General features: G+C 39.5%; 14 protein-coding genes and 1 other annotated feature. All 14 genes read right to left on the bottom strand.

Annotated features, from left to right (window positions below):
* The 14 genes from rpsJ to nusG all read right to left on the bottom strand — a co-directional run bounded on the left by rpsJ (position 1) and on the right by nusG (position 17,135).
* Entirely contained in the window at positions 1 to 309 is a 309-nt protein-coding gene (rpsJ, locus tag ACXYMZ_RS15965; RefSeq protein WP_458949406.1) for a 30S ribosomal protein S10, read from the bottom strand.
* Positions 310 to 731: 422 nt separating this feature from the next.
* Positions 732 to 1,922, bottom strand: a complete 1,191-nt coding sequence (gene tuf / locus ACXYMZ_RS15960; RefSeq protein WP_458949405.1) for an elongation factor Tu — start codon at positions 1,920 to 1,922, stop codon at positions 732 to 734.
* 124 nt (positions 1,923 to 2,046) lie between these two features.
* Positions 2,047 to 4,128 (bottom strand): elongation factor G, encoded by a 2,082-nt coding sequence (fusA, locus tag ACXYMZ_RS15955; protein WP_458949404.1) that lies wholly within the window; start codon positions 4,126 to 4,128, stop codon positions 2,047 to 2,049.
* A gap of 39 nt (positions 4,129 to 4,167) precedes the next feature.
* Positions 4,168 to 4,638 carry a 30S ribosomal protein S7 gene (rpsG, locus tag ACXYMZ_RS15950; RefSeq protein WP_458949403.1) on the bottom strand — a complete coding sequence of 157 codons (471 nt, stop codon included), beginning with the start codon at positions 4,636 to 4,638 and terminating at the stop codon, positions 4,168 to 4,170.
* Positions 4,639 to 4,681: 43 nt separating this feature from the next.
* A complete protein-coding gene (rpsL, locus tag ACXYMZ_RS15945; RefSeq protein WP_458949402.1) occupies positions 4,682 to 5,101 on the bottom strand; it encodes a 30S ribosomal protein S12 in 420 nt (139 codons plus the stop codon).
* Positions 5,102 to 5,243: 142 nt separating this feature from the next.
* On the bottom strand, positions 5,244 to 5,495 hold the full coding sequence (locus ACXYMZ_RS15940) for a ribosomal L7Ae/L30e/S12e/Gadd45 family protein (RefSeq protein ID WP_458949401.1): 252 nt from the start codon (positions 5,493 to 5,495) through the stop codon (positions 5,244 to 5,246).
* Between the two features lie 210 nt (positions 5,496 to 5,705).
* The gene (gene rpoC / locus ACXYMZ_RS15935) at positions 5,706 to 9,314 is read right to left on the bottom strand and encodes a DNA-directed RNA polymerase subunit beta' (protein WP_458949400.1); all 3,609 of its coding nucleotides are present in this window, start codon (positions 9,312 to 9,314) and stop codon (positions 5,706 to 5,708) included.
* A gap of 94 nt (positions 9,315 to 9,408) precedes the next feature.
* Positions 9,409 to 12,945 (bottom strand): DNA-directed RNA polymerase subunit beta, encoded by a 3,537-nt coding sequence (rpoB, locus tag ACXYMZ_RS15930; protein ID WP_458949399.1) that lies wholly within the window; start codon positions 12,943 to 12,945, stop codon positions 9,409 to 9,411.
* A 326-nt stretch (positions 12,946 to 13,271) separates the two neighbouring features.
* The gene (locus ACXYMZ_RS15925; RefSeq protein WP_458949398.1) at positions 13,272 to 13,874 is read right to left on the bottom strand and encodes a class I SAM-dependent methyltransferase; all 603 of its coding nucleotides are present in this window, start codon (positions 13,872 to 13,874) and stop codon (positions 13,272 to 13,274) included.
* Between the two features lie 105 nt (positions 13,875 to 13,979).
* Positions 13,980 to 14,345, bottom strand: coding sequence for a 50S ribosomal protein L7/L12 (rplL, locus tag ACXYMZ_RS15920; RefSeq protein WP_458949397.1), 366 nt, complete (start codon positions 14,343 to 14,345; stop codon positions 13,980 to 13,982).
* Positions 14,346 to 14,393: 48 nt separating this feature from the next.
* The gene (gene rplJ, locus ACXYMZ_RS15915; protein ID WP_458949396.1) at positions 14,394 to 14,900 is read right to left on the bottom strand and encodes a 50S ribosomal protein L10; all 507 of its coding nucleotides are present in this window, start codon (positions 14,898 to 14,900) and stop codon (positions 14,394 to 14,396) included.
* Positions 14,901 to 14,970: 70 nt separating this feature from the next.
* Positions 14,971 to 15,118, bottom strand: a sequence feature (ribosomal protein L10 leader region).
* Between the two features lie 45 nt (positions 15,119 to 15,163).
* Positions 15,164 to 15,856 carry a 50S ribosomal protein L1 gene (gene rplA / locus ACXYMZ_RS15910; RefSeq protein ID WP_458949395.1) on the bottom strand — a complete coding sequence of 231 codons (693 nt, stop codon included), beginning with the start codon at positions 15,854 to 15,856 and terminating at the stop codon, positions 15,164 to 15,166.
* A gap of 180 nt (positions 15,857 to 16,036) precedes the next feature.
* Positions 16,037 to 16,462: a 50S ribosomal protein L11 gene (gene rplK, locus ACXYMZ_RS15905; protein ID WP_458949394.1), complete on the bottom strand. Its 426-nt coding sequence runs from the start codon at positions 16,460 to 16,462 to the stop codon at positions 16,037 to 16,039.
* 139 nt (positions 16,463 to 16,601) lie between these two features.
* Positions 16,602 to 17,135 (bottom strand): transcription termination/antitermination protein NusG, encoded by a 534-nt coding sequence (nusG, locus tag ACXYMZ_RS15900; protein ID WP_458949393.1) that lies wholly within the window; start codon positions 17,133 to 17,135, stop codon positions 16,602 to 16,604.
* Positions 17,136 to 17,195 lie beyond the last annotated feature (60 nt).

The following is a 17,195-nucleotide window of genomic DNA, read 5'->3' as shown; positions in this document are numbered from 1 at the left end:
TTATAATTTAATTTCAATATCTACACCAGATGGTAAATCAAGTCTCATCAACGAATCTACTGTTTTTGGTGTTGGGTTCACAATATCGATTAGACGCTTATGAGTGCGCATTTCGAATTGCTCACGTGAATCCTTGTACTTGTGCACCGCACGTAGTACTGTGTAAATGTTCTTTTCCGTCGGTAACGGAATTGGACCAGACACGCTAGCACCTGAACGTTTCGCTGTTTCTACAATCTTTTCTGAAGACTGATCTAACACACGGTGATCATATGCTTTTAAACGAATTCTAATTTTTTCTTTTGCCATTACTTTCCCTCCTTCGCCCATATTATTATAGACATTCTCCGTGGAAATTTCTTAACACCCCGCCATGGCAAAGCGGCCGGGTGTGCCAACAACCTTCCACATCATCGCCATTTTCGACCAACATTAGTAGTATACAGAAATCTGTTGGTCTTTGCAACCTTTTAAATACAAAACATTTGATTGCACATCTAGATATTATACGCACATTTTATATAGATTGCAAGGGGTTTTTATACTTTTTTATAGATTTTCAGAGGTTTTTATAGCTTTTAAGAGAAAATAGTAGAGTTTCTTTTAAATTATGGGTGAAACATGGGGACGGTTCTCTTGTTGCACTCGGTGCAACAAGAGAACCGTCCCCATGTTTCATTAAAAAAACAGGTAGCGAATTGTTAGCTACCTGTTTTGAATTTAATAGTTAATTACTTAGTGATTGTTGAAACAACGCCTGAACCTACTGTACGTCCACCTTCACGAATTGAGAAACGAGTTCCTTCTTCGATAGCGATTGGAGAGATTAGGTTAACTGTCATTTCGATGTTGTCACCAGGCATTACCATTTCTACACCAGCTGGAAGTTCAATAACTCCAGTTACGTCAGTTGTACGGAAGTAGAACTGAGGGCGGTAGTTAGCGAAGAATGGAGTATGACGTCCACCTTCTTCTTTTGATAATACATAAACTTCAGATTTGAAGCTTGTGTGTGGTGTAATTGTCCCAGGCTTAGCTAGAACTTGACCACGGCTGATGTCATCACGTGATACACCACGAAGTAGTGCACCGATGTTGTCTCCAGCTTCAGCGTAATCTAGAAGCTTACGGAACATTTCAACACCTGTTACAGTTGTTTTAGTAGGAGCTTCTGTAAGACCAATGATCTCAACTTCTTCTCCAACTTTAACTTGACCACGTTCAACACGACCAGTTGCAACTGTACCACGACCAGTGATTGAGAATACGTCCTCAACTGGCATCATGAATGGCTTATCAGTGTCACGAGTTGGTGTTGGAACATACTCATCAACTGCGTTCATTAGTTCAATGATTTTCTCTTCATACTCAGCAACACCTTCTAGTGCTTTAAGAGCAGAACCTGCGATAACTGGAACATCATCACCAGGGAAATCATATTCAGTTAATAGATCACGAACTTCCATTTCTACTAATTCTAGAAGCTCTTCATCATCTACCATGTCAACTTTGTTTAGGAATACTACGAATGCAGGTACCCCAACGTTACGAGATAGTAAGATGTGCTCACGAGTTTGTGGCATTGGACCATCAGCAGCAGATACTACTAAGATAGCACCGTCCATTTGTGCAGCACCAGTGATCATGTTTTTAACGTAGTCCGCGTGACCAGGACAGTCAACGTGTGCGTAGTGACGATTTTCAGTTTCGTACTCTACGTGAGAAGTAGCGATTGTAATTCCACGCTCTCTTTCCTCAGGTGCGTTGTCAATCATGTCGTACGCTTGTGCGTCTCCACCACCGTAAGTTTTGTTCATTACAGTTGTAATTGCAGCAGTTAAAGTTGTTTTACCATGGTCAACGTGACCTAGAGTTCCAACGTTAACGTGCTCTTTGGATCTGTCGAATTTTTCTTTAGCCATTTATAGTTCCTCCTTTAGATATATAGGTTTAAATTTAAAAATATATGCTTAACTAAAAAATAACAAATATCATTATTCTCTAGCCCTCACTAAATGTTATACTTCAGTTCTGGAAAAAAATCAATTATTCTCCAGCGTTTTTCGCAATAATTTCTTCTGAGATTGATTTAGGTACTTCTTCATAATGATCAAATGTCATTGTGTAAGTACCACGACCTTGCGTATTAGAACGAAGTGCAGTCGCGTAACCAAACATTTCAGATAGAGGCACGAAGCCTTTAACAAGCTGTGCATTACCACGAGCTTCCATACCTTCAATACGTCCACGACGTGAAGTTACGTCACCCATGATGTCTCCCATATATTCTTCTGGGATAACAATTTCAACACGCATCATCGGCTCAAGAATAACTGGGTTACACTTATTCTTCGCTGCTTTTAATGCCATTGAAGCTGCAATCTTAAACGCCATCTCGTTTGAGTCAACATCGTGGTAGCTTCCATCATATAATGTTGCTTTGATATCAATTAGAGGATATCCAGCTAGAACACCATTATCAAGAGCACCTTCGATACCTTGCTCAACTGAAGGGATATATTCACGTGGAACTACCCCACCAACGATTGCGTTTGTAAATTCAAAGCCTGCACCTTCTTCGTTAGGTTCGAATTTAACCCAAACGTGTCCATATTGTCCACGTCCACCAGATTGTCGGACAAACTTACCTTCAACCTCAGCTGCTGCACGGAATGTTTCACGGTACGCAACTTGTGGTGCACCTACGTTAGCTTCAACTTTAAATTCACGTTTCAAACGGTCAACAATGATATCAAGGTGAAGTTCACCCATACCAGAGATGATTGTTTGACCTGTTTCAGTGTTTGTTTCTGTTTTGAAAGTTGGATCTTCTTCAGCAAGTTTTGCTAAAGCAGTACCCATCTTGTCTTGGTCAGCTTTTGTTTTTGGTTCGATAGCTACTGAGATAACTGGCTCAGGGAAATCCATTGATTCCAAGATTACTAAGTTCTTTTCATCACAAAGTGTATCTCCAGTTGAAGTATCTTTCAAACCAACAGCAGCTGCGATTTCTCCAGAGTATGCTACTGAAATTTCTTCACGAGAATTCGCATGCATTTGTAGGATACGTCCTACACGCTCACGTTTTCCTTTTACAGAGTTCATAACATATGAACCTGATTGAAGTGTTCCAGAGTACACACGGAAGAATGTTAACTTCCCAACGAATGGGTCAGTCATTACTTTAAATGCAAGTGCTGAGAATGGAGCTTCATCACTTGACTCACGTTTAACTTCTTCTTCAGTGCCTGGTACGATACCTTCAATTGCTGCAACATCAGTTGGAGCTGGAAGGTAATCAACTACACCATCAAGAAGTAATTGTACACCTTTGTTTTTAAATGCCGAACCACAGAATACTGGGTAGAATTCAACAGCTAGAGTTGCTTTACGAATAGCAGCTTTTAACTCTGGAACTGTGATTTCTTCACCTTCAAGATATTTCATCATTAGATCTTCGTCAGTTTCAGCTACTGCTTCAACTAATTCAGCACGAAGTTCTTCTGCTTGTTCTTTTAATTCTGCAGGGATTTCTTTATTGTTCTCATCAACGTTACCAACATCATCGATGTAATGGTGTGCTTCCATTTCTAGAAGGTCAATGATTCCGTTAAATTCATCTTCTGCACCAATTGGCAATTGAATTGGCTGTGCTTTAACACCAAGACGATCTTGTAATGTTTTTGTTGCATATAAGAAGTCTGCGCCTGTTTTATCCATTTTGTTAATGAATACTGCTCTTGGTACACCGTATGTTGTCGCTTGACGCCATACAGTTTCAGTTTGTGGCTCAACTCCTGATTGTGCATCAAGAACTGTTACCGCACCATCAAGTACTCTTAATGAACGTTCAACTTCAACAGTGAAGTCTACGTGTCCTGGAGTATCGATAATGTTAATTCTGTGACCTTTCCATTGTGCTGTTGTAGCAGCAGACGTGATTGTAATTCCACGTTCTTGTTCCTGCTCCATCCAGTCCATCTGTGAGGCACCTTCATGTGTTTCACCAATCTTATGAATACGTCCTGTATAGAAAAGAATACGCTCAGTAGTAGTGGTTTTACCCGCATCAATGTGCGCCATAATACCAATATTCCGCGTCTTTTCCAAGGAGAACTCTCTAGCCATGTATTCTTCTCCTTCCGCTTAAAAGCAATTAGTTTTATCTTACCAACGGTAGTGTGCGAATGCTTTATTCGCTTCCGCCATTTTATGCAATTCTTCGCGTTTTTTAACTGAAGCACCTGTATTGTTAGATGCATCAATAATTTCATTAGCAAGTCTATCTTCCATTGTTTTCTCTCCGCGTAGGCGTGAGTAGTTTACAAGATATCGTAGACCTAATGCTTGACGACGTTCAGGGCGAACTTCAACTGGAACTTGATAGTTAGATCCCCCAACACGACGTGCACGTACTTCAAGTACTGGCATTACATTTTTCATTGCTTGTTCGAATACTTCCATTGGATCTTGTCCAGTGCGTTCTCCGATTAATGTAAATGCGTTATAAAGAATTTTCTGTGCTATACCTCTTTTTCCATCAACCATGATTTGATTGATTAGGCGAGTCACTAATTTTGAACTATAAAGTGGATCTGGTAAGACATCGCGCTTAGGTACTGGTCCTTTACGTGGCATATGTCCTCCTCCTTTCTAGGGTCTGTAGCTAATCTATATAGATTTAGCTTTCTTTCTTAGGTTTTTTTGCACCGTATTTAGAACGGCTTTGCATACGTCCTTCAACACCAGCAGTGTCAAGTGCACCACGAACGATGTGGTAACGTACCCCTGGAAGGTCTTTCACACGACCACCACGTAGTAATACTACACTGTGCTCTTGTAAATTGTGCCCAATACCAGGAATGTATGCAGTAACTTCCATATTATTAGATAAACGAACACGCGCATATTTACGTAACGCTGAGTTCGGCTTCTTAGGAGTTAATGTACCAACACGAGTACATACACCACGTTTTTGTGGAGAGTTTACTTTTGTGAATTGCTTCTTAAAGCTGTTGTATCCTCTGTTAAGAGCAGGTGAGTCAGCTTTTTTCGGCTTGCTAATACGTCCTTTACGGATCAATTGATTAATTGTAGGCATTTAATGTCCTCCTCTCTTGTTTCAAAGTCAAATTATAGTTGCAATTAGCTATTGTATTCAGCTAAATGTAATACCACACATCCAGGTGGTTCATAATTAGGTAAAAAAGAATGCTTCAGTGTAATCGTATTACACTAAAACTCTAGTTTTTAATCGCGACAACCGATGCTTTTACTTTCACTCCTGATGCCTTACCTAATTTCAGCATTGAATCCACATGTTGAAAAGGTATATCTAGCTCACTAGCTAAATTAACTACCTTTTGCGTTATTTGCTGGTTAGCATCTTCAGCAATAAACACTTCACTTACTAAACCACTTTCCATGGCTCTTTGGGTTTGCTTCGCCCCAATAATTATACGAGATTTAAGTTGAGTCACTTTTTCATAAGACATATTCATCCTCCAAAGTGATTAAATAACTTGATATTCACAATTCTTACTGATTAACAGTAAGGATGTTCTTAACGACCAAGTATAAAATGGAAGCACCTTGAATATATTAACATCCTCATTTTTCAATGTCAATAAGTTTTATGTTAATTTTTTGGTGCTTCCTCTTTTTTTACTTGTTAAAGGCTATTTTTTGTCAACTTCTAGCAATAATTATTGAATTGTTTCTGTTTCTTCTTCTACTTCTTCCGCTTCTGGTCGATCTAATCCAGATTTGATACTACGGTACTTCTGCATACCGGTACCAGCAGGAACAAGTTTTCCGATAATAACGTTCTCTTTTAGACCCAAGAGTTCGTCACGTTTTCCTTTGATTGCTGCATCGGTTAATACTCTTGTCGTTTCTTGGAATGAAGCTGCTGACAAGAAGGAATCTGTTTCTAATGAAGCCTTCGTAATTCCTAATAGAACTGGGCGCCCAACTGCTGGGTTTCCACCTTTTAAGAGTACTGGCTTATTAATATCCTTGAACTGGTGTAGCTCTAGTAATGAACCAGGTAGTGCGTCCGTATCGCCCGCTTCAACAACGCGGATTTTACGTAGCATTTGTCGAACCATTACTTCAACGTGCTTATCACCAATTTCCACCCCTTGCATACGGTATACGCGTTGAACTTCGCGGAGTAAGTAATCTTGAACTCCTTCAACACCTTTCACACGTAAGAGGTCTTTTGGATCAACGGAACCTTCTGTAAGCTCTTGACCAGCTACTACTGCTTCATCTACAGCCACTTTGACTCTAGCGTTATACGGAATTGCATACGTACGCTGTTCAACTTGACCTTGAACGACGATTTCGTTTTTATCTTTCAATTCTTTAACTTCTAAAACAGTACCAGCGATTTCTGTAATGACTGCTTGCCCTTTTGGATTACGCGCTTCGAAAAGCTCTTGAATACGCGGTAAACCTTGAGTAATATCGTCACCAGCTACCCCACCTGTGTGGAATGTACGCATCGTTAACTGTGTACCAGGCTCACCAATTGATTGAGCAGCAATAATTCCAACTGCTTCCCCAACTTCAACGTCTGATCCTGTTGCAAGGTTACGTCCATAACATTTCTGACATACACCATGCTTCGTGTTACAAGTAAATGCTGTACGGATAACGACCTCTTCAATACCAGCATTAATAATATCTTTTGCTTGGTCTTCGCTAATCATTTCGTTGTGCTTAACAATTGCTTTTCCAGTTTCTGGATGCTTCACAACGCCGTAAGCTGTACGTCCAATTAAGCGGTCAATTAATGGTTCAATTACTTCTGCACCATCAACTAATGCTCGAATTGTTAATCCTCTATCTGTACCACAGTCATCTTCACGGATAATTACATCTTGTGCAACGTCTACTAAACGTCTTGTTAGATAACCCGAGTCAGCTGTTTTCAGTGCCGTATCTGCAAGGCCTTTACGAGCACCGTGTGTCGAGATAAAGTATTCTAATACAGTTAAACCTTCACGGAAACTAGACTTGATCGGTAACTCAATGATCTTACCAGACGGGTCAGCCATCAATCCACGCATACCAGCAAGCTGTGTAAAGTTTGAAGCGTTACCCCTCGCACCTGAGTCACTCATCATGTAAATCGGGTTACTATTATCTAGAGATTCCATTAGTTTATCTTGAATAGTATCCTTCGCCTGTGTCCAAATTGCAATCACTCGGTCGTAACGTTCTTCTTCTGTTACTAGACCACGACGGAATTGTTTTAGTACATTATCTACTCTTTCTTGTGCTTCATCTAAGATTTTATCCTTACCTGGTAGTACAACAATGTCAGAGATTCCAACTGTCATACCAGCCTTAGTGGAATATTTGAATCCTAAGTCCTTCATGCGGTCTAGCATTTTAGACGTTTCAATAATCTTGAATCGCTTAAATACCTCAGCAATGATGTCACCTAAGAAACCTTTCTTAAATGGTTTTACAAGCTCGCTATTTTCAATAACTTCTCTTACATCCGTTCCCATCTCAACAAAGAATCCTTCAGGTGTTTCATCTTCTAGATTCGTTCTTGTTGGTTCATTAATGTAAGGGAATGAATCAGGTAAAATTTCATTAAAGATTAGCTTTCCTACAGTTGTAAGTAAAAGCTTATTGTTTTGCTCTTCAGTGAATGTCTTATTGTTTAAACTTCCTGCTTGTACTGCAATTCTTGTATGCAAATGCACATTCCCATTGTAGTAAGAAGTCAATGCTTCATTCGTATCAGCGAAAATAGCACCCTCACCAATCGCTTTTTCACGCTCTAATGTTAAGTAATAGTTACCTAATACCATATCCTGTGACGGAGTAACTACTGGCTTACCATCTTTAGGGTTAAGGATATTCTGCGCTGCTAACATTAAGATACGTGCTTCTGCTTGTGCTTCTGCTGAAAGCGGTACGTGAACAGCCATTTGGTCTCCATCGAAGTCAGCGTTATATGCTGTACAAACAAGTGGATGCAAATGAATGGCACGGCCATCAACAAGCGTTGGTTCGAAAGCCTGAATCCCTAATCTGTGAAGAGTTGGTGCACGGTTTAAGAGAACCGGATGCTCTTTAATAACATCTTCAAGTACATCCCAAACATCAGGGTGTACACGTTCAATTTTACGTTTTGCCGATTTAATATTATGTGCTAATCCACGATCAACTAGCTCTTTCATAATAAATGGTTTAAATAGTTCTAGCGCCATCTCTCTAGGAAGTCCACACTGATAAAGCTTTAAGTTTGGTCCAACTACAATAACCGAACGGCCAGAGTAGTCTACACGTTTTCCTAGTAAGTTTTGACGGAAACGACCTTGTTTTCCTTTCAGCATATGTGAAAGTGATTTTAATGGACGGTTTCCTGGTCCAGTTACTGGACGGCCACGACGACCATTATCAATTAAGGCATCTACCGCTTCTTGCAACATACGCTTCTCGTTTTGAACGATAATGCCGGGTGCACCTAGATCTAATAATCTTTTCAGACGGTTGTTACGGTTAATTACACGACGATATAAGTCATTTAGGTCAGATGTTGCGAAACGTCCGCCATCCAATTGAACCATTGGACGAATTTCTGGTGGGATTACCGGAAGTACATCTAGTACCATCCAGCTTGTTTCGTTACCAGAATTACGGAATGCTTCCATCACTTCTAAACGCTTAATTGCACGTGTTCTTCTTTGTCCTTGGGCAGTTTTTAATTCTTCACGAAGTGCTGCAACTTCTTTAACTAGATCAATATCTTGAAGGAGACGACGTACTGCTTCAGCACCCATCTCTGCTTTAAAGCTTCTACCGTACTTATCATAGTATGAACGATATTCTTTCTCAGATAAAAGTTGTTTTTTCTCAAGTGGTGTATTTCCAGGATCTGTTACGATATAAGCCGCGAAATAAATAACCTCTTCTAATGCACGAGGTGACATATCTAACACTAAGCCCATTCGACTTGGGATTCCTTTGAAATACCAAATATGAGATACAGGAGCAGCAAGTTCGATATGACCCATTCTCTCACGACGAACTTTAGCCTTTGTAACTTCAACACCACAACGGTCACAAACTACACCTTTATAACGAACGCGTTTGTATTTTCCGCAATGACATTCCCAATCTTTCTGTGGACCAAAGATTCGTTCACAGAATAACCCATCTTTTTCTGGCTTAAGTGTCCGGTAGTTAATTGTTTCAGGTTTTTTTACTTCACCGAAAGACCAAGAACGAATCTTTTCAGGAGAAGCTAAACCTATTTTCATATATTCAAACGTATTTACATCCAGCAAGGGGCAATCCTCCCTTATATAATTAATATGCTATTTTTCGATATTTTTATATAGGAGAATTGACGAAGCCCACTGCCAATTCTCCTTGTATTAATTAATTTTCCTCAATATCTAAATTGAGCTTTGAAGCTGCTTGAATCTCATCTTCTTCAAGTTCACGCATATCAATTTCTTCTTCTTTACTGTTAAGCATTTTAACATCAAGACCTAAACTCTGAAGCTCTTTTATTAGTACTTTGAAGGATTCTGGTACTCCTGGCTCTGGAACGTTATGACCTTTAACAATAGACTCATACGTTTTCACACGTCCAACTGTATCATCCGATTTAACAGTTAAAATCTCTTGTAGGGTATAAGCTGCTCCATACGCTTCAAGTGCCCAAACTTCCATCTCTCCAAAACGCTGTCCACCAAATTGCGCTTTACCACCAAGTGGCTGTTGCGTAACAAGTGAGTATGGTCCTGTAGAACGAGCGTGAAGTTTATCGTCAACCATATGTGCTAGTTTAATCATATACATGACACCAACAGATATACGGTTATCGAATGGTTCACCAGTTCTTCCATCATAAAGAACCGTTTTCGCGTCTTTCGCCATACCAGCTTCTTCCATCGTTGCATAAACATCTTCTTCCGTTGCCCCGTCAAATACAGGTGATGCAACATGGATGCCCAATGCTCTTGCAGCCATTCCTAAGTGCATTTCAAACACTTGTCCGATATTCATTCGCGATGGAACACCTAATGGGTTCAACATAACATCGATTGGTGTGCCGTCTGGCATAAATGGCATGTCTTCTTCTGGAAGGATTTTTGAAATAACACCCTTGTTTCCGTGACGTCCTGCCATTTTGTCACCTTCACTGATTTTACGTTTTTGAACAATATATACACGAACAAGCTGGTTAACACCTGGAGATAGTTCATCGCCATCTTCACGGTTGAACACTCGAACATCTAGAATGATTCCGCCGCCACCATGAGGTACGCGTAGGGAAGTATCCCTTACTTCACGAGCTTTTTCTCCAAAAATAGCATGTAATAAACGTTCTTCTGCTGAAAGCTCAGTTACTCCTTTTGGTGTAACTTTACCTACAAGAATATCACTATCTGTTACTTCAGCACCGATACGAATAATACCAGTTTCGTCAAGGTTCTTAAGTGCATCTTCTCCAACGTTAGGGATATCTCTTGTAATTTCTTCAGGTCCAAGCTTCGTATCACGAGCTTCTAATTCAAATTCTTCAATATGAATGGATGTGTAAACATCATCTTTTACAAGACGTTCACTGAATATAATTGCATCCTCGTAGTTATAACCTTCCCAAGTCATAAACCCAACTAGTACATTACGTCCTAGTGCAAGTTCACCTTTTTCCATAGAAGGTCCGTCTGCAATTACTTCACCCTTCATTACTCTGTCGCCTTCTTTAATAATCGGGCGTTGGTTGTAACAAGTTCCTTGGTTCGTACGTTGGAATTTCTGCAGTTTATAGTAATCTGCATCTCCTTCAACTTCCTTACCATCCACTTCAGCTACACGACGAATAACAACTTCCTTCGCTTCAACACGTTCAACAATTCCATCATGACGACAAATAACTGCCGCTCCAGAATCTTTACCGTTTACGTACTCCATACCTGTACCTACAATTGGTGCTTCAGAAACCATCAGCGGAACTGCCTGCTTCTGCATGTTCGCACCCATTAGCGCACGGTTCGAGTCATCGTTTTCTAAGAAAGGAATACAAGCTGTTGCTGCAGATACTACCTGTTTCGGTGATACGTCCATGTAATCGACTTTATCACGAGCTACAATGATGTTATCTTCACGGAAACGTGCAACAACCTCATCATTGATAAAGCGATTCTCTTCATCTAGTGGTGCATTTGCTTGAGCAACAATATAGTTATCCTGTTCATCTGCCGTTAAGTAATCAATTTGATTTGTAACTTGACCTGTCTCAGGGTCTACACGGCGATAAGGCGATTCGATAAATCCAAATTTATTTACTTTTGCATAACTCGATAGGGAGTTAATTAGTCCAATGTTTGGACCCTCTGGTGTTTCAATCGGACACATACGACCATAGTGTGAGTAGTGAACGTCACGTACTTCGAATCCAGCACGTTCACGAGTCAGTCCACCAGGTCCTAATGCAGATAGACGACGCTTATGCGTTAATTCCCCAAGTGGGTTCGTCTGATCCATAAATTGTGAAAGCTGTGAACTACCAAAGAATTCCTTGATAGAAGCGATCACTGGACGTATATTAATTAACTGTTGTGGTGTTACACTTGAAGTGTCTTGAATCGACATTCTTTCACGCACAACACGTTCCATACGAGATAAACCAATACGGAATTGGTTTTGTAAAAGTTCTCCTACTGAGCGGAGACGACGATTACCTAAATGATCGATATCATCTACATCTCCAACACGATGTAATAGATTAAAGAAGTAACTAATAGAAGCTAGAATATCAGCAGGTGTAACGTTCTTAATATCTGTAGACACGCCACCATTACCGATTACTGTTAATTCTCTTTCTCCATCGGGATCAGTTGGATCAATAATTTTAATAGACTGTAAAGCTATCTCTTCATCAAGCACGCCATCATATGGTGTAAGTGTGCGCTCGCCAACTCTATCTTCTTCTCTTTCGAAGAATGGAATTAACTTATCAAGTAGTTTACGTTCTAGACGCTCACCCTTCTCAGCTAAAACCTCACCCGTTTCAGGATCAGCAATCGTTTCAGCTAATACTTGGTTAAATAAGCGATTCTTGATGTGAAGCTTTTTATTCATTTTATAACGACCAACATGAGCTAAGTCATAACGTTTCGGATCAAAGAAACGTGAAACTAGAAGACTCTTCGCGTTCTCTACTGTTGGTGGTTCACCTGGACGTAGACGCTCATAGATCTCTAGTAAAGCTTTCTCTGTTGTTTCTGTATTATCTTTTTCAAGGGTGTTTCTTAAATATTCGTTATCACCGATCAAATCAAGAATCTCTTGGTCTGTACCGAAACCTAAGCTTCGTAGTAGTACAGTGATTGGTAATTTACGCGTACGGTCAATTCGAACATATGCAACATCTTTTGCGTCTGTTTCGAATTCTAGCCAAGCTCCACGGTTAGGAATTACTGTTGCTGCAACTCCACGCTTACCGTTTTTATCAATCTTTTCATTAAAGTAGACACTTGGAGAACGTACAAGCTGTGAAACAATAACACGCTCCGCTCCATTTATGATGAAAGTACCAGTGTCTGTCATTAATGGGAAGTCACCCATGAAAACCTCTTGTTCCTTTACTTCACCTGTTTCGTTATTCAACAAGCGAACTTTGACTCGAAGTGGAGCATTATAAGTAACATCTCTTTCCTTCGACTCATCTACAGGATAGTTAGGCTCAGCCAAGCTGTAATCCACAAACTCCAAAGAAAGGTTACCCGTGAAGTCTTCTATCGGAGAAATATCTTTAAACATTTCTCTTAAGCCTTCTTCCAAGAACCATTCATAAGAAGCTGTTTGAATTTCGATTAGATTTGGCAGCTCTAAAACTTCGCTGATTCTTGCATAGCTTCTGCGCTGGCGGTGCCGCCCATATTGAACTATTTGTCCTGTCAACTGCTTCACCCCTTAAATCTTTTATTTCTGTAGTACTTTGCTACAGAAAATGAATTTCATATTTTAATAACGATCGCCTGTAGATAATGGCTTTCGTTTTGAACACATTTTAAATACATTACTAGTAAAAACTTTTTTCGATGTACAACTAGATTAATTTTTGGTAAACTATAGGAAAGCAATATACACAACCGCGTAAAATTACTCCCACCATTGTCTCCCACTACCTATAAAATATACATTTTTTATGTTTTGCTACCTATTCTACTTGACATAGTGAAGCCAATCGTAGCATTATAACATATTATCATAACGCTCTAGCAAGGTCAAATATTAAATGCTCGAAGAATATAATAACCTTTACTCTTTGCAGCTACTTCTACATTACCGAATAATTCTTTCATTCTTTTTTCCGCAGAAGGAGCTCCTTGTTTTTTCTGAATAACTACCCACAATTCACCGTTTTCCACCAAAACCTTTTTTGCGTCTTCAAACATCCCATGCACAACTTCTTTCCCTGCACGAATAGGCGGATTTGTTAGAACCGCAGCAAATCTTCGACCGTCTAAATTTGAAAGTCGATCACTTACCACAACTTCTATATTCGTTAGGTTATTTTTTTTGGCGTTTTTTTCCGCTAATGCAGCAGCACGTTCATTTATATCGGCTAAAATTACCTGCCTATCCGTGAACTCGCCCGCTAAAGCGATGCCGATTGGACCATAACCACAACCTAAATCCAAAAAATCTCCAGCAGCAGATGGCGCCTGAAACATTTCTATCAAAAGGCGCGAACCAAAATCAACTTGGTTTTTAGAAAAGACATTTGAATCGCTTGTGAATGTAAGGGTTTGATTTCTTAAGTTGTAATTCCATGTTTTTGGTGAACTTTTTGTTTGGGGCTTATGCGAAAAGTAATGCTCAGACATATATATGGGCACCTACTTTGATAATTTTTGAGAAGAACTGTTTGTTTTTGATGAACAAGAGCCCGTCGATATACTTCGACGAGCTCTATGTGTTTTATACTTTAATTATTTAACTTCTACTGAAGCGCCTGCTTCTTCAAGCTTAGCTTTAACTTCTTCAGCTTCTTCTTTATTTACGCCTTCTTTGATTGCTTTTGGTGCTTCGTCTACAAGACCTTTAGCGTCTTTAAGTCCAAGACCAGTGATTTCACGAACTGCTTTAACAACTTTAATCTTAGAATCGCCTGCAGCTGTAAGTACTACATCAAATTCTGTTTGTTCTTCAGCAGCAGCACCTGCACCCGCGCCACCTGCAGCTGCAACTGGAGCAGCAGCTGTTACGCCAAACTCTTCCTCGATAGCTTTTACTAAATCGTTTAATTCTAAAACTGACATTTCTTTAATTGCACTAATCATTTCTTCTTTAGTCATGATTTAATTCCTCCTGAAATTTAATTTATTATAATAGTCGTACGCATGTTATGCGCCTTGTTCTTGTTCTTCTTTCTGATCTGCAACAGATTTAGTAACATAAGCGAAGTTGCGGATAGGTGCTTGTAGCACGCTAAGCAACATAGAAACCATACCTTCGTAGTTTGGTAGGTCAGCAAGCTCTTTAATCTGTTCCAACGTAGCTACTTTACCTTCGATTACTCCACCTTTGATTTCAAGGGCTTCGTTTCCTTTAGCAAAGTCATTAAGAATTCTTGCTGGAGCTACAACGTCATCCTTACTGAAAGCAATTGCGTTCGGTCCAACTAAAACATCGCTTAGTTCTGACAGTTCAGCAGCTTCAACAGCACGGCGAGTCATCGTGTTTTTATAAACATGAAGCTCAATGCCCTCGTCACGTAACTTCTTACGTAATTCAGTAACTGCAGCAACATCAAGTCCACGGTAGTCAACAACAACAGATGTTTGACTTTCTTTAAACTTCTCTGTAATTTCTTCTACTTTTTGTTTCTTGATTTCTAATACTTTAGACATTCTTCCACCTCCTGGTTACTTGAATCATACCGTTCGATTAGCGTTTGTCACCCTAATGTCTAGAGAGCCACTTCCATAAGAAAAAGCTCCCATATAGACATGAGAGCTTTATATAACAAATTCACGATTTCATTCGATGGATTTGCACACAAAACACCTCGGCGGGATATTAAGCAAAAAATTGCACCTGCTGTCTACGGCATAAAATATTCATTTTTAACATTGCTAGTATAACAAATGACTAGCTATGCGTCAATTGTTTTTTATTTGTAGTCTGAAACGTCAATCTTGATTCCAGGTCCCATTGTTGAAGCGATAGAAACGTTCTTCATGTAAGTACCTTTAGCAGATTGTGGTTTTACTTTGACGATTTGCTCAATGATCGCTGTTAGGTTCTCAGCAAGCTTATCATTTTCAAATGAAACTTTACCAACTGGAACGTGAACGTTTGACTGTTTGTCAACACGGTATTCAACTTTACCAGCTTTGATTTCATTTACTGCTTTTTCAACATCAAAAGTAACTGTTCCAGTTTTAGGGTTCGGCATAAGACCTCTTGGCCCAAGCACTCTTCCTAATTTACCTACTTCAGCCATCATGTCAGGTGTTGCAACGATAACATCAAATTCAAACCAACCACCGTTGATTTTTTCGATGAATTCTGCTTCTCCTACATAATCCGCTCCAGCAGCTTCAGCTTCTTTAGCTTTTTCACCTTTAGCGAAAACAAGTACACGTTGTGTTTTACCTGTACCATGTGGAAGTACCATCGCGCCACGGATTTGTTGATCCGCTTTCTTAGGGTCAACCCCTAAACGAAATGCTACTTCTACTGTTTCATCAAAATTAGCTTTTGGAACTTCTTTTAATACTGAAATTGCTTCTTCAATTTCGTATGTTTTCGTACGGTCAATTAGCTTTGCAGCTTCATTGAACTTTTTACCTCTTTTTGCCATTTTATTTCCTCCTCTAATGTGGTTTTAGCGGTTAAACCTCCCACTTGTAAAAACATAGGAAGCCTCTCTGCATAAAATACAGCAAAGGCCCTAACGTTTTTGTGTCACATTTAAAATAAATGTGATGACCTGCAGAATAGCTGTGACTCTTCTTAAAAGATAGGCCACAGCTTCTATTCATTAGTCTTCGATTGAGATTCCCATACTGCGAGCAGTACCTTCAACCATACGCATTGCCGCATCAACGTCAGCTGCGTTTAAATCTTCCATTTTAGTTTCCGCAATTTCTCTTACTTTATCACGCTTCACCGTTGCAACTTTGTTCTTGTTAGGCTCACCAGAACCACTATCGATTCCAGCTGCTTTCTTAAGTAAAACTGCTGCCGGTGGAGTTTTTGTAATGAACGTAAATGAACGGTCTTCAAATACTGTGATTTCCACTGGGATAACTAAACCTGTCTGTTCTTGTGTACGTGCATTAAATTCTTTACAGAATCCCATAATGTTAATACCTGCCTGACCAAGTGCTGGCCCTACTGGTGGTGCTGGGTTTGCTTTACCAGCTGGAATTTGTAATTTTACTAGTTTAATTACTTTATTAGCCACGAAACACACCTCCTTAAAGTCCGTGATGTGGTAATAGGGCTTTCCCCTCCCACTCTTAATTACAAACACGCTTGTAGTCAAGCGCATAAATAACATTGAAATTCTAGCATATATTTTATATTTATGCAAGAATAACTTTTTATATTTTTTCTACTTGAGAAAAATCAAGTTCAATTGGTGTTTCTCTACCAAACATATTTACATGTACTTTTAACTTCTGTTTGTCTGCATCGATATTTTCAATCGACCCTTCAAAGTCCGCAAATGGTCCTTCCATTACACGTACATTTTCTTTTAACTCAAAGTCAACATGCATAGTTGGTGCATCCACACCCATACGTTTCAATACAGCATCTACTTCGTCAGGCAATAAAGGTGTAGGTTTTGTTCCATGTCCACTTGATCCTACAAACCCTGTTACTCCTGGAGTGTTTCTTACGACATACCAAGAATCGTCTGTCATTACCATTTCTGTCAAAACATAACCTGGAAAAGATTTTTTCTTAACAACTTTCTTCTTACCATTTTTCACTTCTGTTTCTTCATCTTCTGGGACAATAACACGAAAGATTTTATCTTCCATCCCCATTGTTTCTACGCGTTTCTCTAGGTTGATCTTCACTTTGTTTTCATAACCAGAGTACGTGTGTACAACATACCAATTTTTTTCCATGTACTTTAGGACAACTTCTGTCCTTCCCTCCCTTATATTAAATATATCAAAAGTAACTGA

The organism is Oceanobacillus sp. CAU 1775, assembly GCF_054482815.1.
Note: the sequence above shows the minus strand (reverse complement) of the source record. Positions and strands in the feature narration are given on the sequence as shown.